The organism is Kribbella sp. NPDC006257, from assembly GCF_040613535.1.
Lineage (GTDB): Bacteria > Actinomycetota > Actinomycetes > Propionibacteriales > Kribbellaceae > Kribbella.
This window is the reverse complement of record NZ_JBEXSJ010000035.1, coordinates 54817-75729: the sequence shown is the minus strand read 5'-3', so window position 1 is coordinate 75729 and position 20913 is coordinate 54817. Positions and strand designations below refer to the sequence as shown.

The 20913-nt window shown below is 67.6% G+C and carries 20 protein-coding genes and 1 pseudogene; 17 read left to right on the top strand and 4 right to left on the bottom strand.

The window, feature by feature from the left end; all coding sequences use genetic code 11:
- Window positions 1-153 precede the first annotated feature (153 nt).
- The 10 genes and pseudogenes from ABZ004_RS32195 to ABZ004_RS32150 all read left to right on the top strand — a co-directional run bounded on the left by ABZ004_RS32195 (window position 154) and on the right by ABZ004_RS32150 (window position 10437).
- A complete protein-coding gene (locus ABZ004_RS32195; protein WP_355684916.1) occupies window positions 154-1026 on the top strand; it encodes a deoxyribose-phosphate aldolase in 873 nt (290 codons plus the stop codon).
- A gap of 58 nt (window positions 1027-1084) precedes the next feature.
- Window positions 1085-1975, top strand: coding sequence for a 5-deoxy-glucuronate isomerase (iolB, locus tag ABZ004_RS32190; RefSeq protein ID WP_355684887.1), 891 nt, complete (start codon window positions 1085-1087; stop codon window positions 1973-1975).
- A gap of 112 nt (window positions 1976-2087) precedes the next feature.
- On the top strand, window positions 2088-4001 hold the full coding sequence (gene iolD / locus ABZ004_RS32185; RefSeq protein ID WP_355684885.1) for a 3D-(3,5/4)-trihydroxycyclohexane-1,2-dione acylhydrolase (decyclizing): 1914 nt from the start codon (window positions 2088-2090) through the stop codon (window positions 3999-4001).
- Entirely contained in the window at window positions 4001-4891 is an 891-nt protein-coding gene (locus ABZ004_RS32180) for a TIM barrel protein (protein ID WP_355684883.1), read from the top strand. Before iolD ends, ABZ004_RS32180 begins: the two co-directional genes overlap by 1 nt.
- A gap of 82 nt (window positions 4892-4973) precedes the next feature.
- Window positions 4974-5969: a substrate-binding domain-containing protein gene (locus ABZ004_RS32175; protein ID WP_355684881.1), complete on the top strand. Its 996-nt coding sequence runs from the start codon at window positions 4974-4976 to the stop codon at window positions 5967-5969.
- Window positions 5970-5979: 10 nt separating this feature from the next.
- Window positions 5980-7026: an ABC transporter permease gene (locus ABZ004_RS32170; protein ID WP_355684880.1), complete on the top strand. Its 1047-nt coding sequence runs from the start codon at window positions 5980-5982 to the stop codon at window positions 7024-7026.
- Window positions 7023-7898 carry an ATP-binding cassette domain-containing protein gene (locus ABZ004_RS32165; protein WP_355684878.1) on the top strand — a complete coding sequence of 292 codons (876 nt, stop codon included), beginning with the start codon at window positions 7023-7025 and terminating at the stop codon, window positions 7896-7898. Before ABZ004_RS32170 ends, ABZ004_RS32165 begins: the two co-directional genes overlap by 4 nt.
- A pseudogene (locus ABZ004_RS32160) lies at window positions 7895-8599 on the top strand (Gfo/Idh/MocA family oxidoreductase); the annotation flags it as partial. The gene ABZ004_RS32165 and the pseudogene ABZ004_RS32160, both read left to right, overlap by 4 nt.
- A gap of 100 nt (window positions 8600-8699) precedes the next feature.
- Window positions 8700-8909: a Gfo/Idh/MocA family oxidoreductase gene (locus ABZ004_RS32155; RefSeq protein ID WP_355684877.1), complete on the top strand. Its 210-nt coding sequence runs from the start codon at window positions 8700-8702 to the stop codon at window positions 8907-8909.
- A gap of 31 nt (window positions 8910-8940) precedes the next feature.
- The gene (locus ABZ004_RS32150; protein ID WP_355684875.1) at window positions 8941-10437 is read left to right on the top strand and encodes a CoA-acylating methylmalonate-semialdehyde dehydrogenase; all 1497 of its coding nucleotides are present in this window, start codon (window positions 8941-8943) and stop codon (window positions 10435-10437) included.
- A gap of 36 nt (window positions 10438-10473) precedes the next feature.
- Here the strand turns inward: ABZ004_RS32150 and ABZ004_RS32145 are convergent, their stop codons facing one another.
- The gene (locus ABZ004_RS32145) at window positions 10474-11355 is read right to left on the bottom strand and encodes a LysR family transcriptional regulator (RefSeq protein ID WP_355684873.1); all 882 of its coding nucleotides are present in this window, start codon (window positions 11353-11355) and stop codon (window positions 10474-10476) included.
- Between the two features lie 76 nt (window positions 11356-11431).
- On the opposite strand from ABZ004_RS32145, the gene ABZ004_RS32140 reads away from it, so the two are divergent.
- Window positions 11432-12142 (top strand): hypothetical protein, encoded by a 711-nt coding sequence (locus tag ABZ004_RS32140; RefSeq protein WP_355684872.1) that lies wholly within the window; start codon window positions 11432-11434, stop codon window positions 12140-12142.
- Window positions 12143-12444: 302 nt separating this feature from the next.
- On the opposite strand, the gene ABZ004_RS32135 is transcribed toward ABZ004_RS32140, so the two are convergent.
- Entirely contained in the window at window positions 12445-13680 is a 1236-nt protein-coding gene (locus ABZ004_RS32135; protein ID WP_355684871.1) for a Gfo/Idh/MocA family oxidoreductase, read from the bottom strand.
- A 136-nt stretch (window positions 13681-13816) separates the two neighbouring features.
- On the opposite strand from ABZ004_RS32135, the gene ABZ004_RS32130 reads away from it, so the two are divergent.
- Both ABZ004_RS32130 and ABZ004_RS32125 read left to right on the top strand, forming a co-directional pair.
- Window positions 13817-14854, top strand: a complete 1038-nt coding sequence (locus ABZ004_RS32130; protein ID WP_355684870.1) for a Gfo/Idh/MocA family oxidoreductase — start codon at window positions 13817-13819, stop codon at window positions 14852-14854.
- Window positions 14855-14943: 89 nt separating this feature from the next.
- A complete protein-coding gene (locus ABZ004_RS32125; protein ID WP_355684868.1) occupies window positions 14944-15687 on the top strand; it encodes a GntR family transcriptional regulator in 744 nt (247 codons plus the stop codon).
- A 39-nt stretch (window positions 15688-15726) separates the two neighbouring features.
- Here ABZ004_RS32125 and ABZ004_RS32120 read toward each other — a convergent pair whose 3' ends face one another.
- Together ABZ004_RS32120 and ABZ004_RS32115 are read right to left on the bottom strand one after the other, a co-directional pair.
- Window positions 15727-16980: a hypothetical protein gene (locus tag ABZ004_RS32120; protein ID WP_355684867.1), complete on the bottom strand. Its 1254-nt coding sequence runs from the start codon at window positions 16978-16980 to the stop codon at window positions 15727-15729.
- A gap of 21 nt (window positions 16981-17001) precedes the next feature.
- Window positions 17002-17502, bottom strand: coding sequence for a SigE family RNA polymerase sigma factor (locus ABZ004_RS32115; protein ID WP_355684865.1), 501 nt, complete (start codon window positions 17500-17502; stop codon window positions 17002-17004).
- 254 nt (window positions 17503-17756) lie between these two features.
- Between ABZ004_RS32115 and ABZ004_RS32110 the strand changes: the two genes are divergently transcribed.
- The 4 genes from ABZ004_RS32110 (at window position 17757) to ABZ004_RS32095 (ending at window position 20905) form a co-directional block, all read left to right on the top strand.
- Window positions 17757-18869, top strand: a complete 1113-nt coding sequence (locus ABZ004_RS32110; protein ID WP_355684863.1) for an ATPase, T2SS/T4P/T4SS family — start codon at window positions 17757-17759, stop codon at window positions 18867-18869.
- Window positions 18848-19033, top strand: coding sequence for a hypothetical protein (locus ABZ004_RS32105; RefSeq protein ID WP_355684861.1), 186 nt, complete (start codon window positions 18848-18850; stop codon window positions 19031-19033). The genes ABZ004_RS32110 and ABZ004_RS32105 overlap by 22 nt, the downstream gene beginning before the upstream one ends.
- Window positions 19033-19893 (top strand): type II secretion system F family protein, encoded by an 861-nt coding sequence (locus ABZ004_RS32100; RefSeq protein ID WP_355684859.1) that lies wholly within the window; start codon window positions 19033-19035, stop codon window positions 19891-19893. Before ABZ004_RS32105 ends, ABZ004_RS32100 begins: the two co-directional genes overlap by 1 nt.
- A gap of 73 nt (window positions 19894-19966) precedes the next feature.
- A complete protein-coding gene (locus tag ABZ004_RS32095; RefSeq protein ID WP_355684858.1) occupies window positions 19967-20905 on the top strand; it encodes a type II secretion system F family protein in 939 nt (312 codons plus the stop codon).
- The last annotated feature ends 8 nt before the right edge of the window (window positions 20906-20913 follow it).

Genomic DNA, 20913 nt, shown 5'->3' with positions numbered 1-20913 from the left:
CAGGGCGAATGCCGTGATCCGTGGCCGGTTGCTGACGCAGGTGCCGGGCGGAAGCAGGGGTGTGGGTGCTCGGCAGCGGAATGCTCGCTGTACCACCGGATGGGTTGCAGCGTCGGAGGGTGATGACGCGTGAGTGGGGCTGAGACGACCAGGGTGGATCTGACTGAGTTGCGGGTTCGGTATCCGGAGCGGATTGCGGAGGCTTGGGCGCAGCGCCGTCAGCGGGAAGTGGTTGGTGAGGACGGGCGGCTGCTGATTGTGGCGGCGGATCATCCTGCTCGGGGTGCGCTCGGAGTGCGGGACGACGCGATGGCGATGGCTAGCCGGCCGGGGCTGATCGATCGGTTGGTGACCGCGTTGGAGCGACCGGGAGTCGACGGTGTGCTGGCGACTCCCGACGTACTGGAAGACTTGTTGTTGCTCGGGGCACTCGAAGGCAAGGTCGTCATCGGGTCGATGAACCGGGGCGGTCTGCAGGGCGCGTCGTTCGAGCTGGACGACCGGTTCACGGCCTACGGTACGGCCGATGACATCGCTGCGCGCAGGCTGGACGGCGGCAAGATGCTGACCCGGATCTGCCTCGACGATCCGGGCACGGTGACGACGCTGGAGAGCAGCGCGCGCGCCGTCACCGAACTGGCCGAGCGTAAGTTGCTCGCGATGGTGGAACCGTTCTGGTCGGTCCGTCGCGACGGGCGGGTGACGAACCTGCTCGACCCGGACTCGGTGATCAAGTCGATCCACATCGCCGCCGGGCTCGGCGCGACCAGCGCTTACACCTGGCTCAAACTCCCCGTCGTCGACGACCTGGCCCGCGTGATGGAAGCAACCACCTTGCCGACCCTCCTCCTCGGCGGCGACCCGACCGTCGCCCCGGAAGAGACCTACGCCTCCTGGGGCAAGGCGCTCAGCCTCCCATCGGTACGCGGTCTGGTAGTCGGCCGAGCCCTCCTCTTCCCACCCGATGGCGACGTAGCCGCCGCCGTAGACCAGGCCAGCGCCCTGGTCCACGGAGGCGCCGCGTGATGTTTGTCGGCAAAGACATCCTGTTCCTTTCCTGTCTGTTGACTGAAGGAGAGAGTTCGTGACTGCTTGGTATCGGCCTGCTGGGTCTACTGCGCGGGACGGGTTCGAGTTGTCGGTCAGTCCGGGGGAGCCCGACTGGCATCACACCGGGTTGTCTGTTGCGACGCTCCGGCCTGGGCAATCTGTTGAGTTCTCGACTGGGGACTGCGAATACCTGGTATTGCCGTTGAGCGGATCGGCGGAGGTGATTGTCGACGGTGAGACCGTGCCGCTCGGTGGGCGTGCCGACGTGTTCGCCGGCCCGACCGACCTCGCCTACGTTCCCCGCGGCTCGGAGGTCGCGGTCGTGAGCGCGGGTGGCGCACGGATCGCGTTCCCGCATGCGAAGGCTGCGTCGGACTACCCGTTCCGGCGGATCGGCGTCGAGCAGGGCGAGACCGAACTCCGCGGCGCCGGTGTCGCCTCCCGGCAGGTGCGGAACTTCGGCACTCCCGCGGTGCTCGAGGCGGACTCGATCATCGCGTGCGAAGTACTCACACCGGCCGGCAACTGGTCGTCGTACCCGCCGCACAAGCACGACGAGCACAAGCCTGGCAAGGAAAGTGAGCTCGAGGAGATCTACTACTTCGAGCTGCAGCTGTCCGAGGATGCCCCAGAAGGTGTCAAAGGCAACGACCCGATCGGTTACCAGCGGGTCTACGGCACCGACGACCGCCCGATCGACGTCCTCGCGGAAGTTCGCAGCGGGGATCTGGTGCTGGTACCTCATGGTTGGCATGGTCCTGCGATGGCGCCTCCTGGTTATGACATGTACTACCTGAACGTGATGGCCGGCCCCGGTACCGAGCGCGAATGGCTGATCAGCGACGACCCCCAGCACGGCTGGGTCCGCGAACTCTGGGAGACCCAGCAGATCGACCCCCGCCTCCCCTTCGGAGCAGAAAGATGAAGGCGCTGAGGCCCCCGGCTCCGACCGTGATGGGCTGGCGTGGAGTGGTGGGGTTGGTCGGGGGAGATGGGGTTGTGGTGGAGACGATGACTATGGGGTTCGGAGAGGTGCGATGACTGTTCGGCTGACTGTGGCGCAGGCGTTGGTGCGGTTCCTGAGCGTTCAGTACTCGGAGCGCGACGGCGAGCGGCAGAAGCTGTTCGCCGGCTGCTTCGGCATCTTCGGCCATGGCAACGTGGCCGGCCTCGGCCAGGCGTTGCTGCAGGCCGAGCTCGAGGACCCAGAGGCTCTGCCGTACATCCTGGCCCGCAACGAGCAGGCCATGGTGCACAGCGCCTCCGCCTTCGCCCGTACCCGCGACCGCCTGCAGACCTACGCCTGCACTGCAAGCATCGGTCCCGGCTCGACGAACATGGTCACTGGCGCCGCGCTGGCCACCGTCAACAGACTCCCGGTTCTTCTCCTTCCATCCGATGTCTTCGCAACCCGGGTGGCGACGCCCGCGCTGCAGGAGCTGGAGAGCTACAACGCCGGCGACGTCTCCGTCAACGACGCCTTCCGGCCGGTCTCGAAGTACTTCGACCGGATCTGGCGCCCGGAGCAGTTGCCCTCGGCGCTGCTGAACGCGATGCGGGTGCTGACCGATCCGGTCGAGACCGGCGCGGTGACGCTGGCCCTGCCGCAGGACGTCCAGGCCGAGGCACACGACTGGCCCGAGGAGCTCTTCACCGAGCGCACCTGGTACATCGCGAGGCCGTTGCCCGAGGCATCCATTGTCGACAAAGCGGTAGAGCTGCTACGGGCCTCGGAGCGACCGCTGATCGTGGCCGGCGGCGGCGTGGCGTACTCCCGGGCGCAGGACGCCCTTCGCGAGTTCGCCGAGGCGACCGGGATCCCGGTCGCCGAAAGTCAAGCAGGCAAGGGATCGCTGCGCTACGACCACCCGCGGTCGGTCGGCGCGGTCGGGTCCACGGGCACGACGGCGGCCAACGCCCTGGCGCGCGACGCCGACCTGGTGATCGGCATCGGCACGAGGTACGGCGACTTCACGACGGCCTCCCGGACCGCCTTCCAGAACCCGGACGTGCGGTTCGTGAACATCAACGTGGCGCGCTTCGACGGTGGCAAACATGCCGGCCTCCCTCTCGTCGCGGATGCCCGGGAAGCCCTTGTTTCCCTGCGATCCGCGATCGGTGATTGGTCTGTGCAAGAAAAGTACAAGGATCTGACCGCCGAACTCGCACGAGTTTGGGACCAGACCGTCGCTCAGGCGTACGACCCGCCTGCGGAGGTTGTGGACAACCTCGCCGAAGGACTGTTGACCCAGGGCCAGGTGCTCGGTGCCGTCAACGAATTGTCGGAGCCGCGTGATGTGGTGGTGTGTGCAGCCGGTTCGATGCCGGGCGACCTGCACAAACTGTGGCGGACACGCGATCCGAAGGGATACCACGTCGAATATGGCTACTCCTGCATGGGTTACGAGATCGCCGGCGGGCTGGGCGTCCGGCTCGGTGCACCGGACCGGGACGTCTTCGTCCTGGTCGGCGACGGGTCGTACCTGATGATGTCGTCCGAGCTGGTCACCGCGGTCCAGGAGAACGTCAAGATCATCGTCGTCCTGGTGCAGAACCACGGCTTCGCCTCGATCGGCGCACTCTCGGAATCCCTGGGCTCACAGCGTTTCGGTACGGCGTACCGGCGGCGCAGCGGCGACGGGCGGCTGGACGGGGACTACCTGCCGGTGGATCTCGCGATGAACGTGCGCAGCCTCGGCGTCGAGGTGATCGAGGTGAACAGCCGCGCCGAGCTGGAGAAGGCGATCGGTACGGCGAAGGCCGCGACCGGTCCGATCGCGATCCACGTCAAGACGGATCCGCTCATCGGCGCGCCGGACAGCGACTCCTGGTGGGACGTCCCGGTCAGCCAGGTCTCCGACCTGGAGTCCACGCAGACCGCGGCCACGGCGTACGAGCAGGCTAAGCAGGCCCAGCGGCCATACCTCGCACCAGTCGAGGGGAAGAGCTGATGGGGCAGATCAAGGTCGGTAGTGCGCCGGACTCCTGGGGAGTCTGGTTTGCCGATGACGAGAAGCAGACGCCGTGGGAGCGGTTCCTCGACGAGGTCGCCGGCGCTGGGTACACGCGGATCGAGCTTGGTCCCTACGGCTACCTTCCGACCGATCCGGCGAGGCTGAAGGACGAGCTGGACAAGCGCGGGCTCGAGGTGACTGCGGGCACGATCTTCGAGCACCTGCACCGGCCGGACTCGTGGGATTCGACCTGGCGTGACGTCTCGGCTGCCGCCGGGCTGGCAGCGGCGGTGGGAGCGAAGCACCTGGTCGTCATCCCGTCGATGTGGCGGGACAACGGCGAGATCGTCGAGCCGCGGCTGGATCACGAGGGCCAGGCACGGCACGCCCAGCAGCTGACCGAGCTCGGCCGGCGCATCGCCTCGGAGTACGGATTGAAGACGCAGTTCCATCCGCATGCGGACGGGCATGTCGACAACCAGGAGACCATCGAGCGGTTGCTGGCCGAGAGCGACGGTGAGCACGTCAACCTCTGCCTCGACACGGGACACGTCAGCTACTGCGGTGGCGACAACCTGAAACTGATCAAGGAGTATCCGGACCGGATCGGCTACGTGCACCTGAAGCAGGTCGACCCCAAGGTGCTGGCCGAGGTGGAGGCCGAGGGAGTGAGCCTGGACGACGCCGTCGCGCGGGGAGTGTTCTGCGAGCCGCCACTCGGCGTACCGGAGTTCCCTCCGCTGCTCGACGCGCTCGCGGCGCTGGATGTCGACCTGTTCGCGATCGTGGAGCAGGACATGTACCCCTGCGCGCCGGAAGTGCCGCTGCCGATCGCGGAGCGGACGCTGGCATACCTGAAGACCCACGGGGGTGGTGTTTCCGTTTGACGGCCGGGCAGGGTATGCCTTCCTGGTCACACCCGAACGCCGCGGCGTTACCGCGGGAACGTCTGAAAGGCTGGTTGTAGTGATGGTTCGGTGGCAGAAGAAGGCGGTGGCCACGGGGGCGGCGCTCGTGCTGATCGCGGCACTGGGTGCTTGTAGTTCCTCCGGCGGCAAGAAGGACGAAGAGAAGGCAGGCGGTTCGGGCGGCAACGTGGCGAACACGCCGCGGATGAAGGTTGCCCTGATCACCCACTCCAAGCCGGGTGACACCTTCTGGGACATCGTCCGCCGCGGGGCCGAGGCCGCCGCGCAGAAGGACAACATCGAACTGCAGTACTCCTCCGATCCCGACGGCGCCGGCCAGGCCAACCTGGTCCAGACGGCGATCGACGCGAAGGTCGACGGCATCGCGGTCACCCTGAACAAGCCCGACGCGGTGATCCCGAACGTCAAGAAGGCGGTCGCGGCCGGGATCCCGGTGACCGTGCTGAACGGCGGTCTGGACACCTGGAAGACCTCCGGCGCGATCGGGTACTTCGGCCAGGACGAGCGGATCGCCGGCCAGGCGACCGGTGAGAAGCTCAAGGCGCTCGGTGCCAAGAAGGTCATCTGCGTCATCCACGAGCAGGGCAACGTGAGCCTGGAGGCCCGCTGCCAGGGCATCAAGGACAAGTTCGGCGCGGTCGAGAACCTGAACGTCGACGGCGCCGACCAGCCCGGGACGCAGGCGACGATCACCTCGAAGCTGCAGCAGGACAAGGGCGCCGACTACGTGGTCGCGCTGAACGCCGGTGTCGCCCTGACCGCGGTCCAGGCGGCCAAGGACGCCGGGTCGTCGGCCAAGATCGGCAGCTTCGACATGAGCAAGGAGATGGCCAAGGCGGTCCAGGACGGCACCGTCGACTTCGCCGTCGACCAGCAGCCGTACCTGCAGGGCTACCTGGCCGTGGACGCGATCTGGCTGAACAAGACCAATGGCGACACGATCGGCGGCGGCGAGGCAACCCTCACCGGTCCGGCGTTCATCGACAAGTCGAACATCGAGGCTGTCGCGAAGTACGCCACGGCCGGAACCCGCTGAGGTCACGGCCATGGCATCGACCATCACGACACCCGCAGGTGTCGACGACCGGGTCACCTCCCGGTCCGTAGGGGCCCGGCTGCTGAGCCGGCCGGAGATCGGGTCGCTGGTCGGGGCGGTGGTGATCCTGATCTTCTTCGCGATCGCGGCCGAACCCTTCCGGGACATCAATCACGCCGGCACGATCCTGTACGGCGCCGCCCTGATCGGTGTCATGGCCGTTCCGGTCTCGCTGCTGATGATCGGCGGTGAGTTCGACCTGTCGGCCGGTGTCGCGGTGACGACCTCCGGCCTGACCGCCGGCATCTTCGCCTACCAGTTCAGCGTGAACGTCTGGGTCGCGATCGTCGTCTCGCTGGCGGTGGCGTTGCTGATCGGCGCCTTCAACGGGTGGCTGCTGATGCGGACCGGCCTGCCGAGCTTCCTGGTGACGCTCGGCACCTTCTTCATCCTGCAGGGCCTGAACATCGCGGTCACCCGGCTGACGTCCGGCGCGGTCGCCTCGAACTCGATCAGCGACATGGACGGGTTCTCCTCCGCGCATGCGCTGTTCGCGTCGCAGTTCAAACTCGGCGGCATCACGATCAAGATCATCATCATCTGGTGGATCGCCTTCGTCGCGATCGCCGCCTGGTTCCTGTTGCGGACCAAGGTCGGCAACTGGATCTTCGCCGTCGGTGGCGACGCGGCGGCGGCCCGGGCGGTCGGCGTACCGGTGAAGAAGGTCAAGATCGGCCTGTTCATGGCGGTCGGCTTCTTCGCGTGGTTCACCGGCATGCACCTGCTGTTCGCGCAGAACGGCGTCGTGCAGTCCGGTGAGGGCGTCGGCAAGGAGTTCCTCTACATCATCGCCGCGGTGGTCGGCGGCTGCCTGCTGACCGGTGGCTACGGCTCGGTCGTCGGTGGCGCGATCGGTGCGCTCATCTTCGGCATGGTGCAGCTCGGCGTCGTGTACGCCGGGTGGAACCCGGACTGGTTCAAGGCGTTCCTCGGCGTGATGTTGCTGCTGGCCACGATCGTGAACCTCGTCGTCAAGAAGAAGGCGGATGCGCGATGACCACCACGACCACCTTCGACAACGAAGCGGCCAGCAGCCCGACCATGCCGGTCGTCCAGCTCGACGACGTCGGCAAGAGCTACGGCAACGTCCAGGCACTCCGCGGCGTCTCCCTGTCGGTGCGGCAGGGCGAGATCACCTGTGTGCTCGGCGACAACGGCGCGGGCAAGTCGACGCTGATCAAGGTCATCGCCGGCCTGCACGAACACAGCGACGGCGTGCTGACGGTGAACGGCGAGGAACGCCGGTTCAAGTCACCGCGCGAGTCGCTGGACAGCGGGATCGCCACCGTCTACCAGGACCTGGCACTCGCCCCGCTGATGTCGGTCTGGCGGAACTTCTTCCTCGGCAACGAGATCACCAAGGCGTTCGGCCAGCTGGACATCCGCAAGATGCAGCAGATCGCGCACGAGGAGCTGACCAAGATGGGGATCTCGATCCCTAATCTCGAGCAGCCGGTCGGCATGCTGTCCGGCGGTCAGCGTCAATGTGTCGCGATCGCCCGGGCGATCTACTTCGGCGCCAAGGTACTGATCCTGGACGAGCCGACCGCCGCGCTCGGCGTGAAGCAGTCCGGGGTCGTCCTGAAGTACATCGTGAAGGCACGCGACGCGGGACTCGGCGTCGTCTTCATCACCCACAACCCGCACCACGCCTACCTCGTCGGCAACCACTTCGTCATCCTGAAATTGGGCCGGGTCGCGCTCGACACCCATCGCGCCGACATCACCGTCGAGCAACTGACGAACGAGATGGCCGGCGGGTCGGAACTGGAGGCGCTGAGCCACGAGCTCCGCGACATCGACGCCGGCGCGGTGGCGCGCCCGGCGGACCGGCCGGGCCGGATCCAGTCCCCGCTGGAGAGCACATGACCGCCGACCTCAGGATCGGCATCATCGGCGTCGGGGCGATGGGCGCCGACCACGCCGAGCGGGTCGTCCGCCGGACCTCCGGCGCGCGGCTGGTCGCGGTGTCCGATCCCGACGTGGCCAGGGCGACCGCATTGGCCACGGAGCTGGACGGTGTCCGGGTGATCGACGATCCGCTGGAGCTGGTCGCCGACGCCGAGGTCGACGCGGTGATCATCGCGTCACCCGGCTTCGCGCACGCTGAGCAGTTGATGGCTTGCCTCGAGCACGGCAAGCCGGTGCTCTGCGAGAAGCCGCTGACGATGGACACCGAATCGGCGCTGCGGGTCGTTGAGGCCGAGCACAAGACCGGTCGGCAGCTGATCCAGGTCGGTTTCATGCGGCGCTTCGACCCGGAGTACGCAGCCTTGAAGCAGTTGCTCGATTCCGGTGATCTCGGCCGGACGCTGCTGCTGCACAACGTGCACCGGAACAAGACCGTCGCAGAAACCTTCCGCAGCGAGATGATCGTGCGCGATTCCCTGGTGCACGAGGTCGATGTGGCGCGCTGGCTGTTCGGCGACGAGATCGCCCGGATCACCGTGCACGCCCCGAAGCCGACCGGCCTGGTCGCCGAGGGAGTGCTCGACCCGCAGTTCGCGGTGTTCGAGATGGCGAGTGGGGCGATCGCCGACGTGGAGGTGTTCGTGAACTTCCAGGTCGGGTACGAGGTGCGCTGCGAGGCGGTGGCGGAGAAGGGCAGCGCGACGATCGGCCTGGGGGTCGACGTACTGACCAAACGCGCCCGGACACTGGGGAGGGACGGTGCCGGACGACTTCCGGGTCCGCTTCGCAACGGCGTACGACATCGAGGTCCAGCGCTGGGTGAACGCCGCGGCGCGGGGCGGGATCGACGGGCCGACGGCCTGGGACGGATACGCGGCGGCCGCGGTCTGTACGGCGGGAATCCAGTCGCTGCAGGAAGGGCGGCCGGTGGCGGTCGAGCTGGCGAACCGCAGTGAGGTGCTGGCGTGAAGAACAACGACTTTGAGCAAGGGATGCAGCTGTGAGCATTGAGCGAATCACCCACCTGGTCGGCGGAACTCCCTGGACGGGGGTCGCCGAGCGCACCAGCAAGGTCTACAACCCGGCCACCGGTGAGGTGACCGGCGAGCTCGACCTGGCCTCGGCGGCGACCGTCGACGAGGTGGTCAAGGTCGCCAACGACGCCTCGAAGGGCTGGGGCCGGACGTCGCTCACCAAGCGCGCGCAGGTGCTCTTCGCCTTCCGTGAGCTGCTGAACGAGCGCAAGGAGGACATCGCCGCCCTGATCACCGCCGAGCACGGCAAGGTGCTGTCCGACGCGCTCGGTGAGGTGACCCGCGGGCTGGAGGTGGTCGAGTTCGCCTGCGGCATCCCGCACCTGATGAAGGGCGGCTTCAGCGAGAACGTGTCGACCAACGTCGACGTGTACTCGATCCGCCAGCCGCTCGGCACGGTCGCGGTGATCTCGCCGTTCAACTTCCCCGCGATGGTGCCGCTCTGGTTCGTCCCGATCGCGATCGCCTGCGGCAACAGCGTGGTGATCAAGCCGTCCGAGAAGGACCCGTCCGCGGTCAACGCGGTCGCGGCACTGTGGAAGGAAGCGGGCCTGCCCGACGGCGTGATGAACGTCGTGCACGGCGACAAGGAGGCCGTCGACCGGCTGCTCGAGCACCCGGACATCAAGTCCGTCTCGTTCGTCGGCTCGACCCCGATCGCTAAGTACGTCTACGAGAAGGGCACCGCGAACGGCAAGCGGGTGCAGGCGCTCGGCGGCGCGAAGAACCACATGGTCGTGCTGCCGGACGCGGATCTCGACCTCGCGGCCGACGCCGCGGTGAACGCCGGCTTCGGCTCGGCCGGGGAGCGCTGCATGGCGATCTCCGCGCTGATCGCCGTCGAGCCGGTCGCCGACGACCTGATCGGCAAGATCCGCGAGCGGATGGCGACCCTGAAGACCGGCGACGGGACCCGCGGCTGCGACATGGGCCCGCTGGTGACCGGCGAGCACCGCGACAAGGTCGTCGGGTACGTCGAGGCCGGGGTGAGCGCCGGCGCGGAGCTCGCGGTCGACGGCCGCGAGGGTCCGTTCGACGGAGCCGACGACGGCTTCTGGCTCGGCCCGACGCTGTTCGACAAGGTCACGCCGGACATGTCGATCTACACCGACGAGATCTTCGGCCCCGTGCTCTCGGTCGTCCGCGTCCCGTCGTACGACGAGGCACTGAACCTGGTGAACTCGAACCCGTACGGCAACGGCACGGCGATCTTCACCAACGACGGCGGGGCCGCCCGCCGGTACCAGACCGAGGTCGAGGTCGGCATGGTCGGCGTCAACGTGCCGATCCCGGTGCCGATGGCGTACTACTCCTTCGGCGGCTGGAAGAACTCGCTGTTCGGTGACACCCACGCTCACGGTACCGAAGGCGTGCACTTCTTCACCCGCGGCAAGGTGATCACGTCCCGCTGGCTCGACCCGTCCCACGGCGGCCTCAACCTGGGCTTCCCGACCCACGACTGACCGCGGCTGGGGTCGGCCGCCGACCCCAGCCCGGCTTTACCTCCGCAGTACGGCCGCGAGGGCTTCCGCCGTGGGCTGATCCGTGTAGCCGTGCAGCAGCTCGACCCGGTGCACCAGGCGCGGGCTCTGCAGTTCTACGGCGACGATCGAGTCGACGATGCGCGGGATCGAGGCAGGCAGTACGGCGAGGCCGTGGCCGGCGGCAACCAGGGATAGCAAGCTCAGGACGTCTGCTCCCGAGTAGCCGATCGAGGCACGAAGACCGTCGGACTCAGCCGCAAGACGTAGATCGCTCAAGGTCGCGGCGGTGTCCGGTGCGTCGATCCATCGCGCGTCCACGAGCTCGTCGAGTCCGATCCGTTTCCGGCCGGCCAACGGGTGCTCTCGGGGCAGGGCGACGACCAGCGGTTCGTGGCTGACCGCTGTGGTCGCCAGCGCCCCGAGGCCGAACAGCCGCAGCGGGTCACTCGGTGCGGCGATCCCGTCGATCATTCCGAGATCGAACTCGCCGGCCGCGACCCCCTTCGCGACAGCCTCGCGCCCAGTCACTTCCAACGTCACCTCGAGCCCCGGGTGCGATCGTCGCAACTGGCCCAGCGCATCGGCCAGATGTGCTGAGGCTGCCAGCGGAGATGCGCTGAGGATGAGCGATCCGGGTGGGTCACCGATCGCCCGCTGGACGTCGGCTCGCGCGGCGTCCAGCCGCAGCAGGATCGGACCGGCATGCTCGAGCAATCGCTCGCCCGGCCCGGTGGGAACCACCGGGCGCCGGTGGAGCAACGCCGTACCGAGGTCGTTCTCCAACGTGGCGATGTGCTGGGAGACCGCGGATTGGGTGTAGCCGAGCCGGGTCGCCGCGGCCGAGAACGAGCCGCAGTCGGCGACGGTCACGAAGGTGCGCAGCAGATGCGGATCCACGGCGATCAGTATTGCTTATGCCAGCTGCAGAGATCATCGTTGGCGCTGATCGGGGTCGCGGCGGCACGATGAAGGCATGAACCACGCATACTCCGGACGGATCGCCCTCGTCGCCGATCGATCGCCGCACGTCCGCTCGCACCAGCGAGTGCCGATCCTGCTGGACAGCCTGCGGGAACGTGACCAGCTCGACCTGGACGTGTATTGGATCCCCACCACCGAGGCCGGCGCGCTCGGCGGATTCGACGGGATCTGGCTGCTTCCCGGCAGCCCGTACCAGAGCGAGAGCGGCGCGATCGCCGCGGTCGGGGCGGCGAGGGAGAGCGGTACTCCGTTCCTCGGTACCTGTGGTGGGTTCCAGCACGCGATGCTCGAGTTCGCCCGCAACGTCTGCGGGGCTGCCGGAGTACAGCATGGCGAGAGCAACCCGGAGGCCGAGGATCAGCTCATCGTCGCGCTCGAGTGCTCACTCGACGGGCACGAAGGTCAGGTCCAGGTCAGCCCGGGGACGCTCGCAGCCGAGCTGCTCGGCGTTGAACGGTCCGTCGAGCGCTACCACTGTTCCTACGGTCTGGACTCCAGCCGGCTGGACCTGTTGCGCGAGCACGGCCTGGTCTTCAGCGGCTTCGACGACTCCGGTGATGTCCGGATCGCCGAGCTCCCGTCCCATCCGTTCTTCCTGGCCACGCTCTTCCAGCCCGAGCTGGCCGGGGACGGATCCAGACCGCATCCGGTGATTCGTGGATTCGCCCGCGCAGCAGCCGCGCACGCCGTCGCCGGGGTGTAGCGTCGAAGCAACCCCCGGGGCATCAAGGAGTACCGCGGCGAACACGGTTCGTTGAGCCGATTCAGCCCAATACCAGCCCTGGAGTGCGTGATGGCCAAGAACAAGGGTGGACGCGAAGTCCGCAAGCCGAAACAACCCAAACAGGCGAAGGCCAACCCGAGCGACAGCTCGATCGTGCCGCCGACGAAGCAGAGTCGTAAGTAGCAGAAGGGCTAGCTCGGTAGTAGTCGGCCGGGCAGGCGGGAGCCCGGTCGCCTGCAGCAGCAGAACGACCGGGTCCGCCCGTGCGGCCGTAGTACGGGTTAGATCGTGGTGACCGGGCGGGGCTGGAGGCCGGCGTCGCGGTAGCAGGCGTCGATGAGTTCCATCGTGGCAACCGCGTCATCGGCGTCGATCGGGAGTGGCGTGCCGTTGCGGAGGCGGGCGGTGAAGGCTTCGAGCTGGTAGGTGTACGACGACCTTCGGCCGAGCTGTTCGACCCAGGTGTCCTCCTTCGTCTTGACCATCACCCGGTCGTCCAGGTGCGGCAGGACGAAGCTCGGTGCGAACGCCTCCCCGCGGGCGCCGACGATCCGCAGACTGAAGTCGAGCTCTTCGGCCGCCATGCTGGTCCGCACCGCACCGGTAGCGCCGTTCGGGTAGACCAGATCGGCATTGAGCCATTCGTCGACACCGGGCAGCCGTTTGCGCTCACCGGCGCGCGCGTTCGCCAACGTCGGCGCACCACCAGCCCACGGCGCGAGCATCCGGGCAGCGTGCAGGGCGTAGCAACCGACATCCATCACGGCACCACCCGCGAGCGCCAGCGACCAGCGCGGATCGTCCTCGTCCGGTGGCGGCATCACCATGGTTGCCTCGACATGCTGCAGGTCGCCGAGCTCGCCCTTGGCAAGCAATTCGTGCAGTCGCCGCGTCACCGGGTGGAAGTGGTAGTGGAACCCTTCCATCACCACCACACCGGCATCGCGGGCCGCATCGCGAACCTCGGCGGCCTCGGCAGCGTTGCTCGCGGACGGCTTCTCGGTCAGCACATGCTTGCCTGCGGCAATGGCTCGCAGGTTCCACGGCCCGTGCAGCCCGTTCGCCAGCGGGTTGTAGATCGCCTCGACCTCGGGATCGTCGATCACGTCCTGGTACGACGTATGCACCCGTTCGACCCCGTGTTCCGCGGCGAAGGCAGCCGCCCGCTCGGGTTCCCGGGCAGCGACCGCGACCAGCCGGGCGCCGGTCAACCGGGCCGGTTCGGCGATCGCGCGGCCCGAGATCCGGGCGGCGCCGAGAATTCCGATGCGCAGCGGTTCCATACCTTCTCCTTCAGCTGTCGTACGGCGGCGTACGGCGTACTCGTCGAGGGCGGTCCGCAGACGATCCGGCGAGTCCTCCACGAGAGCCTGCCGGACCAGATCGGCCCACACAGTGTCCAGGTTCGCCGCGGGGAAGGCGCTGTTCTTATCCTGCGAAAAGCCGTCATTCTGCCGGAGATTCCCTACCTGCGGATAGAGGGTGACCGCCATCCGGACCCGGTCGACGCTCTGCACCGCCCCGGCTGACGGTCTTCCTTGCCGAAGGCCCCTTTCAGAAGGTCGAGCCCTTGACGACGCTGTCAACCGTGTGTTCGCTTGCTTGTGACTAGAGCGTTCGCTCGTCACAACGGGGACCAAGGAGATCGACCAGATGCAGACCGACCATGGACTCCACGTCGTTCGGATCGCGTTGATCGGGGCGGGCCGGATCGGGACCATGCACGCGGGCAACATCGCCCGGCGGGTGCCCGGGGCCGAACTCAAGACGGTGGCCGATCCGCGGCTGGACGCGGCGCAGCAGGTCGCCGAGAAGTACTACGCCACCGCCACCGCGAACGTCGATGACGCCTTCAAGGACCCCGACATCGACGCCGTCGTGGTCACCTCGATCGCGGCCGCGCACGCGGAGCTGATCGAGAAGGCGGCCGACGCGGGCAAGGCGGTCTTCTGCGAGAAGCCCGCGAGCCTCACGCTGCCGGAGATCGATCGCGCGATCGAGGTGACCCGGCGGGCCGGCGTACCGTTCCAGGTCGGTTTCAACCGCCGGTTCGCCAAGGACTTCGCCGCGGCGCGCCAGGCGGTCGCCGAGGGCGCGATCGGTACGCCGCAGTTGATGCGCTCCGTCACCCGGGACCCGGGCCTGCCGGGTGGCATGGTCCATGCGCGCAATATCAAGCCCTGGACGATCTTCCGCGAGACCTTGATCCACGACTTCGACACGCTGCTCTGGCTGAACGCGGGAGCCGAGCCGATCGAGGTCTACACCCGGGCGGACACGCTGGTTGCCCCGCAGTACAAGGACGATGGGCTGATCGACACCGCGGTGGTGATGATCGCCTTCGACAACGGCGCGATCGCGACCGCCGAGGCGAACTTCTCCTCGCTCTACGGGTACGACGTACGCGGCGAGGTGTTCGGCTCGAAAGGGATGGTGACGGCCGGGCGGCACGCGAGTTCGCCGATGCTGCACTACAACGAGCACGGGATCCAGCAGCAGACCCTGCGCAGCGACGAGGAGATGTTCGCTGACGCCTACGTGCAGGAGGTATCCGACTTCACCGAGGCTGTCCGGAACAACGGCACACCGCCGGTGACCGGTGAGGATGCCCGGCGCGCGCTACGGGTCGCGCTGGCCGCGATGAAGTCCCACGAGGAGCACCGCCCGGTCGCGCCGAGCGAGATCGGCTGAGGCCGTCTGAGCGTGTTCAGAAACGAAGAGATCTGATCAAATCCATCCCTCGACTCGACGATGCGCCTCTGACGCCCCAAGATGTGCCCATGAGCACCGTCCAGGTCAGCGTCGATCGCAGCAGCCGTACCCCGCTCCACGTCCAGCTTGCCCAGCAGCTGGAAGCAGCGATCCAGGGCGGTGAGCTGCCGGTCGGCTCCCGGCTCAGCAACGAGGTGGACCTCGCCGAGGCCTATGGGTTGAGCCGTCCCACCGTGCGCCAGGCCATCGCCCGCCTGGTCGACCAGGGCCTACTCGTCCGCAAGCGTGGCGTAGGCACCCAGGTAGTAGGCAATTCAGGTCAGGTACGCCGCTCGCTGGAGCTCACCAGCCTGTACGACGACCTCTCGGCCGCACACCGCAAGCCCGAGACCGAAGTGCTGCGCTTCGGTATCGCCCCAGCGAGCGCGGAGGTCGCCACTGCGCTGCAGTGCGAAATGGGAGATCGCGTACTACGCCTTGAGCGTCTCCGGCGAGCCGATGGCGAGCCCCTAGCCCTGATGCGCAACTGGCTGCCGCCGGAGATGCTGGACACCGACCCGGCGACGCTGGCTGAGCGTGGCCTCTACGAGCTCCTCAGGGCCGAAGGTGTACGCCTGAAGGTGGCGCACCAAACCATCTCGGCACTACCCGCTACACCGGACCAAGCCCGGCTCCTCTCCGAGGAACCGGGCTGTCCGCTGCTGGCGACTACGCGGATCACGTACGACGACCACGGGCGGGCCGTCGAGTACGGCTCCCACCTGTTCCGTGCGTCCCGCTACGCCTTCGAACACACCCTCGTCCACCGCTGACCGACCCCTCAGACGGCTCGCGATGGACGAGGGCGAGACCTACTTGGTGCCGCCGGGGAAGACCCAGAGCTTGCTGTCGGCCATCTTCGTCAACTGCTCGACCGTGTACGCCGGAGTTGCCCGCGTGTGCTTGACCTGGGGCTTCTCACCCAACCCGTTGAAGCTCGTCAGGTTGATGTTGCGTCCGTCGGGGAGGTACAGCTGCACGAAGTTCCCGACGATCCCGTACTTCTGCTGACGTGAGTCGCTGTAGGACGGGACATTCTTCTGCCAGGTGAGCACCGAACCGTCAGACCGGACCTTGCAGTGGGATAGACCCTCCTCCGGGCACTTCTTGACCGGATCGCCGGTTGTCAGCATCACGCTCACCGCCGAAGCGCCCTTGCCGTCGTTGGTGACATAGGAAGCCCCGTTGAAACCGTTCTTGCCGCCGCCCCACGTGTAGGGCTTGCTCAGCTGCGGATTGCCGGGGAGGACCTTCTTCAGGGTCGCCAGCGTTGCGGCCACAGGCGCCACCGGTGGCTTCGGTTCGGCAGCGGGAGGTTCGGTGAAGGTGCTCTTGGGCGGGTAGCCCCAGCTCTTGCTGGCGGCGAGTTTCGCCAGTTCCGGCAGCGAGAACAACGGTTGCTTCCGCGTGGCGTGGCTTCCCTCACCTGCGGCGCTCATGCTCGTCAGGTTGACCTGAGTTCCGTCGGGGTGAGTCAGCGTGACCGCATTTGACGACGCCTCCTTGATCTTGCCGTTGCTGACGATCTCGTCCCGGAACACTGCGACCAAGGCGCTTCCGTCTGCCTGCATCGTGCAGGTGTGCGGGAGGCTGTTGGAGCAGTCCCTCGGGTCGTAGCTATACCCCGTGGTGACCATCAGCCACGACGCACCCTGGCCGTCGTTGACGACGACCGAGGCGGAGTTCTGGCCGCCCGGTCCTCCGTCCATCGACGTCGGCTTGGAGACTTGGAGACCGGCGGGGAGAAGCTTCCGCAGGGTGGCCAGAGTGTCCTTTCCAGTCACCACCGGGGTCAACTTGGCCGGCGTGGTGACGGCTCTGGTCGGCGTACCGGCGACCGGTGCTTGCTTCTGGTCCGGGCTGCCGAAGACCTGGGTGCCGCCGACCACGATGCCGGCGGTGGCGAGGATTGCGCCGGCCGCGCTGAGGCTGAGCAACGCGGTGCGCCGACGGCGGAGTACGGCGCCGCGTTGCATGCCGCGTTCGACCAGGTCGGTGGAGGCGGGTTCGAGGTTTTCGGTTGCCCGGCGCATCAGGTCGGGCAGGGAATCGTTCAAGTTGTTCATCGGAGCTCCTGGTACGTCAGGTCAGAGGGCGATCAGGTGGACGGCGTCGTCGCCGAGGACGTCCCGGAGGCGGTCCAGCGCCCGGGAGGTCCTGGTCCTGATCGCGCCGGCGTTCTTGCCGAGATCGAGCGCGACCTGTTCGACACTGCGATCTTCGAAGAACCGCAGCACCAGTACGGCGCGATCGAGGGGAGCCAGTTCGGCCAGTGCTTCCTGCAGCGACAACCGCAGAGCGTGGTCGCCCGGTCGTTCGGCCCGGTCCGGCAGGTCGGCGGTCGGCTGTTCGGTCCAGCTCCGCCGGCGCCGCTGGGAGATGAAGGTCCGGGCGAGCACCGTCTGGGCGTAGGCGGGCGGATTGTCGATCCGTTGCACGCCACGCCAGGCCCGGAACATCTTGGCCAGAGTCTCCTGCACCAGGTCCTCCGCATGGTGCCGGTCACCGGCCAGTAGCCAGGCCGTCCGGTACAAATGCGGCGTACGCGCTCGAGCGAACTCCTCGAAGTCCTCCGCGTTCGGTCTCATCGCAACCTCTCCGTCGTGGTCTCACTCTCTACGACGCCCTGGGCCAACGCGCGCGTTACACCTCTGGGTTGATGCAGGAACTCGCTCGATTCCGAGTGCGCTCCGTGAGTGATCAGACACTTTCTGTGAACCTCTGGCGTGTGAGGGTTATCCACAGGCGCCGGTTGCGGGGTTGGCGCCGGTGGGCTCTGGCTTGAAAGAATGGTTGCGCAGCGTGATCAAGCGATCGCTGGACGAGACGCCACGGGGGACGGATGACAGCCGACAGACTTGCCGCGCGCCGGTCCGGCTGGACCGGCGCGGTCGAGCTGATCGACGCCCAGGTGCGCGACGTGGTCCGGCGCGAGGGCATCGACCCGCTCCGCAACCCGGCCGCGGTGAGCACCATCGTCGCGACCGTCCTCAAGGAGTACGACGAGCGCAGCCTGACCGGGATCGTGCCGCCGATCGGCGACCTGGAGGCGGTCAGCCGCGAGGTGCACGACCGGGTAGCGGGTTTCGGGCCACTCCAGCGATATCTGGACGATCCGGCGGTCGAGGAGATCTGGATCAACGAGCCGTCCCGGGTCTTCATCGCCCGGGAGGGGCGGCACGAGCTGACCACCACGGTGCTCACCGAGGAAGAAGTCGCCGACCTGGTCGAGCGGATGCTGAAGACGACCGGCCGACGGATCGACGTCTCCCAGCCGTTCACCGACGCGCGGTTGCCGGACGGTAGCCGGGTGCACATCGTGCTGGGCGGCATCACGCATCGCTATGCGGCGATCAATATCCGCAAATTCACGGTCCGGGCGACCCGGCTTGCGGATCTCGTTTCACTCGGGTCGCTGACTCCGCACAGCGCCGCCGTACTCGACGCCGCCGTTGCCTCCGGCCTCAACATCCTGGTCTCCGGCGGCACCCAGGCGGGCAAGACGACGATGCTGAACGCGCTGGCCGGATCGATCCCGGGCAGCGAGCGGGTGATCAGCTGCGAAGAGGTCTTCGAGATCAAGCTGCCGATCCCGGACTGGGTCTCGATGCAGACCCGGCAGGCCGGGCTCGAAGGCACCGGTGAGGTTCGGCTCCGCGACCTGGTCAAGGAATCGCTGCGGATGCGACCGTCCCGGATCATCGTCGGCGAGGTCCGTGGCGAGGAGTGCCTCGACCTGCTGCTGGCGTTGAACAGCGGCATCCCTGGAATGTGCACGGTCCATGCGAACTCGGCCCGCGAGGCGCTGACCAAGATGTGCACGCTACCGCTGCTGGCCGGCGAGAACATCGGGTCCCGCTCGTGCTGCCGACTGTGGCCGGCTGCGTCGATCTGGTCGTTCATCTCGGGATCGCGGCCGACGGGCAGCGGCGGGTGCGCGAGATCGTCTCGGTGAGCGGGCGGATCGAGGAGCAGGCAATCGAGACCGAGACACTGTTCGGCACCATCGACGGCGTACTGCGCCGGGCCGAGGGGCAGTTGCCGCATCCGGAGCGCTTCCAGCAAGCCGGGTACTCACCGGCCGGGCTGCTCACCGAGTTGCCGCGCGGGGTGAGCTGATGGGACTTCTGCTCGGACTCTTCTTCGGGATTGGCTTGCTGCTGATCATCTGGTCCTTCGTGGCGCCGCCCGACGCCACCTCCCGCGGTGAGGGACGGCTGATCGGGCGATGTCGCGATCTGCTGGCCGGCGCCGGGGTCGAGGGGGTGACGCCGGCCGCGTTCATCGGTGCCTGCCTGGTGACGGGGATGGTCGCGTTCGTGCTGATGTTCGTGGTGTCGGCCGCGTTGCCGATCGGGCTGGCGTTCGGCGTGATGGCAGGCGGGGTTCCCGTGGCTCTGTTGAAGAGCCGGGCGCGGAAACGGCTGGCGGAGTTCCGGGAGCTCTGGCCGGATGTGGTCGACAACATCGCGTCCGCCGTACGGGCCGGGTTGTCGTTGTCGGAGGCGTTGGCGCAGGTCGGGGAGCGCGGGCCGCTGCCGTTGCGGGATCCGTTCCGCCGGTTTGGGGCGGATTATGCGTCGACCGGGCGGTTCGCGGAGTCGCTGGATCGCTTGAAGGCGCGGCTTGCGGACCCGGTGGGCGATCGCGTGATCGAGGCGCTCCGGATCGCCCGCGAGGTCGGCGGCGGCGACCTCGGCCGGCTGCTGCGTTCCCTGTCGAGCTTCCTGCGCGACGATGGACGGACGCGATCCGAGCTGGAAGCCCGGCAGTCGTGGTCGGTGAACGGCGCCCGCGTCGCCGTCGCCGCCCCTTGGCTGGTGCTAGCCATGCTGTCGTTCCAGGGCGACGTGATCCAGCGCTACAACTCCCCGGTCGGGGCCTTGATCATCGGCGTCGGCGCCGCAATCTGCGTCCTCGCCTACCGCCTAATGCTCCGCATAGGCCGCCTCCCCGAACCAGACCGAGTCCTCCGATGACCCCCGCGAACTTGGGCCAGCCGGACGGAGCCTTTGGAGCCAGTGTGCTGCTTGAGTTCGGGTGGGGGCTGCCATGAGTTCGGTGGTGTTGGGAGCGTTGCTCGGCGGGGTGTTTGGGGCGGGGTTGCTGCTGACCATTCGGCGGTTGCCGTTTTTGCGGCGGCCTTTGGTGGATGATCGGATCGGGCCTTACCTGCGGGACCTCGGTGGCTCGGAGGTCTTCCTCGGGGTGGTCGATTCGAGTTCGCCGTTCTACGCGATCCTCCGGTTGTTCGGGCCGTCGCTGCGGGCGGGTGCCGTGCGCTTGGAGCGGATGCTGGGTGGCGCGACTTCCGTACGGCGTCGCCTGTCGCGCGCCGGGATCGACCGTACGGTTGAGGAATTCCGCATCGAGCAGGTGCTTTGGGGTGCTGCCGGATTCGGTCTTGGGCTGCTCATCGCGCTGGTCTCGCTGTCGCTCGGCTTCGGCAACCCGGTCGGGCTGCTGGTGCTCGCGGCATTCCTTGCCGTGATCGGCGTACTGTCCCGCGACACCTACCTCACCAGCCAGGTCCGTCGCCGCGAGCGTCGACTACTTGCCGAGCTTCCTACGGTCGCGGAGCTGCTGGCCTTGTCGGTGGCAGCCGGCGAGGGGCCGGCCGCCGCACTCGACCGGGTCGCGCGGTCGTGCCGTGGCGAGCTGGCGATCGAGCTGCAACGGGTGCTCGCAGAGACGCGTGCAGGCGAACCCTTGGTCCGTGCGCTCGACGCATTGGCCGACCGGACCGGCCTGGTCGCGTTGTCCCGGTTCGCGGATGGTCTTGCGGTAGCGCTCGAGCGCGGCACCCCGCTGGCCGACGTACTGCGGGCGCAGGCGGGCGATATCCGTGAGGCGAGTAGGCGCGAGTTGATCGAGTCCGGTGCGCGCCGCGAAGTGTCCATGATGATCCCGGTGGTGTTTCTCGTACTCCCGGTGACCATCGCTTTCGCCTTCTACCCAGGCGCTGTCGGCATCCGGCTGATCGCCGGATGAACTGAGGA

Coding starts and splice junctions, on each gene's coding strand:
- ABZ004_RS32115 (WP_355684865.1), bottom strand. CDS start 17,502: ATGAGACCGAACGCGGAGGACTTCGAGGAGTTCGCTCGAGCGCGTACG.
- ABZ004_RS32110 (WP_355684863.1), top strand. CDS start 17,757: ATGACAGCCGACAGACTTGCCGCGCGCCGGTCCGGCTGGACCGGCGCG.
- ABZ004_RS32180 (WP_355684883.1), top strand. CDS start 4,001: ATGGGGCAGATCAAGGTCGGTAGTGCGCCGGACTCCTGGGGAGTCTGG.
- ABZ004_RS32100 (WP_355684859.1), top strand. CDS start 19,033: ATGGGACTTCTGCTCGGACTCTTCTTCGGGATTGGCTTGCTGCTGATC.
- ABZ004_RS32120 (WP_355684867.1), bottom strand. CDS start 16,980: ATGAACAACTTGAACGATTCCCTGCCCGACCTGATGCGCCGGGCAACC.
- ABZ004_RS32140 (WP_355684872.1), top strand. CDS start 11,432: ATGAACCACGCATACTCCGGACGGATCGCCCTCGTCGCCGATCGATCG.
- ABZ004_RS32125 (WP_355684868.1), top strand. CDS start 14,944: ATGAGCACCGTCCAGGTCAGCGTCGATCGCAGCAGCCGTACCCCGCTC.
- iolD (WP_355684885.1), top strand. CDS start 2,088: ATGACTGTTCGGCTGACTGTGGCGCAGGCGTTGGTGCGGTTCCTGAGC.
- ABZ004_RS32095 (WP_355684858.1), top strand. CDS start 19,967: ATGAGTTCGGTGGTGTTGGGAGCGTTGCTCGGCGGGGTGTTTGGGGCG.
- ABZ004_RS32175 (WP_355684881.1), top strand. CDS start 4,974: ATGGTTCGGTGGCAGAAGAAGGCGGTGGCCACGGGGGCGGCGCTCGTG.
- ABZ004_RS32130 (WP_355684870.1), top strand. CDS start 13,817: ATGCAGACCGACCATGGACTCCACGTCGTTCGGATCGCGTTGATCGGG.
- ABZ004_RS32170 (WP_355684880.1), top strand. CDS start 5,980: ATGGCATCGACCATCACGACACCCGCAGGTGTCGACGACCGGGTCACC.
- ABZ004_RS32165 (WP_355684878.1), top strand. CDS start 7,023: ATGACCACCACGACCACCTTCGACAACGAAGCGGCCAGCAGCCCGACC.